This is a genomic window from Mycobacterium intermedium (assembly GCF_002086275.1).
Taxonomy (GTDB): Bacteria; Actinomycetota; Actinomycetes; order Mycobacteriales; family Mycobacteriaceae; genus Mycobacterium; species Mycobacterium intermedium.
In genome coordinates this window covers 1-2,001 of record NZ_MVHT01000213.1, presented here as the reverse complement: position 1 = coordinate 2,001, position 2,001 = coordinate 1, and the positions used below count along the sequence as shown (strand labels likewise).

Below are 2,001 nucleotides of genomic sequence, written 5' to 3'. Positions count from 1 at the left end.
CACCACCACCGGAGCCGCCGCTGCCGACCTTTCCGCCGACACCGGCGTTGCCGCCTGCGCCGCCGGCGCCGCCCTTGCCGCCGGCCACTTGGAGGGCGACGCCGGAGCCTCCATCACCGCCGGTGCCGCCGGTGCCACCCTGGCCGCCGGCGCCGCCGGTGCCGTTGGTGCCGCCGGCGCTGTTGCCGCCGTCGCCGCCACTGCCACCCTGGCCACCCGCGTAGCCGGTGCCGCCGGTATTGGTGCCGGGTGCAGCGTCGCTGCCGACGTCGCCGTCGCCGCCCATGCCGCCCTGCCCGCCGGTGCCACCCACGCCGACTGCCCCGTCGGTGCTACCGGTACCGCCCGTACCGGCCTGACCCCCGGTTCCGCCGTTGCCGCCGTTACCGCCACGGCCGGCGGTGGCACCAGGTCCGGTGGCCGTTCCACCGGCACCGCCAGCACCACCGTTACCGCCGGATCCGCCTGCGACGCCGGGCAAGACGGCCGCCGCGCCGTTACCGCCTGCTCCGCCCTGACCGCCCGTGCCACCATCACCCCAGATGCCCGCGTTGCCGCCGCTGCCGGGCGCCCCGCCAGCGCCTCCGGTGCCGCCAGGGCCGCCGAGACCGCCATTCAAACCGGCGCTACCGTCGGCGCCATTGCCGCCGGGACCGCCCGCACCGCCTTTGCCGCCGCTGCCAGCCGTCCCGCCGGCACCACCGTCACCGCCGTTACCAGAGAACGAGCCGCCCAAGCCACCGGCGCCACCGGTCCCCCCGGCACCGCCCACCCCGCCGACGCCGCCAGGGCCGCCGGGCTCGCCGGCGGGGCCTTGCGCGCCGCTGGTGCCGACAGCTCCGTTGCCACCTGCACCCCCGTTCCCGCCGTTGCCAATAGAACCTGCGTTGCCACCGGCTCCGCCGACACCGCCGGCAGCACCCCCGGCCGAGCCGTTGCCGCCCGCGCCGCCATTGCCGCCGTTGCCGACCGACCCGGCGTCACCTCCCCACCCGCCGGCGCCACCACCGCCGACGCCATCACCGCCGGCGCCACCGTCACCGCCGTCACCGGAGCTCGCACCGCCACCGCCGCCATTGCCGCCGACGCCACCGACGCCACCAGATGAGTAACCGCCGGCCCCGCCTGCACCGCCGTTGCCGACCCTGGCGTCGCCTCCGAGCCCGCCGGCGCCACCAACGCCGGCGGCACCGGATGAGTTGCCGCCGGCCCCGCCTGTACCGCCGTCACCGGAGATCGCACCGCCCAGGCCGCCGTTGCCGCCGCCTCCGGCCGCGCCACCAGCCGAGTTACCGCCGGCCCCGCCTGCACCGCCGTGACCACCGTTACCGATCGTCCCGCCATCTCCGCCGTCGCCGCCGACGCCCCCAGCGCCCCCGGCCGCCGACTGACCATTCGCCCCTCTGGCGCCGTCGCTACCCCCCAGATAGCCGCCCGTGCCACCAGAACCGCCTTGGCCGTTAAACCCGCTCGCGCCGCCCTGGCCGCCATCGGCTCCATCGCCGGCGACGCCGGCAGCGGAGTCGCCACCGCGGCCACCGGCGCCGCCGCCTCCTCCGATTCCGGCATTGCCGCCGGCACCGCCGTTACCGCCGTTACCGGTACCGCTTTCGTCGCTCCCGCCGGTGCCACCGAAGCCGCCGTCACCGCCATCCGCCCCAGCACCGCCGACCCCGCCGGCCCCGCCAACACCGGACCCGTTGGCCGCGCCGCCGGCCCCACCGGCGCCGCCGTATCCGGCGTTACCGGCGTTACCACCAACACCACCGGACCCGCCATAAGCCCCTTCTGCAAAGAGGCCGTCGTTGCCGCCGTTCCCGCCGTTCCCGCCGGATCCGCCCCAGCCGGCCGTACCGCCGGCACCGCCCGCGCCGCCGTTGCCTGACCCCAGGGCCGTGCCGCCAGCGCCCCCAGCCCCACCGTTGCCGCCGCGGCCACCATTACCGCCGTCCCCGCCAACAATGGAACCGTCGCCGCCCGCTCCGCCTTTGCCGCCGGCTC

General features: G+C 77.6%; 1 pseudogene. It reads right to left on the bottom strand.

Annotated features, from left to right (window positions below):
• Positions 1-2,001 (bottom strand): annotated as a pseudogene (locus BST27_RS32890) (PE family protein); the annotation flags it as partial.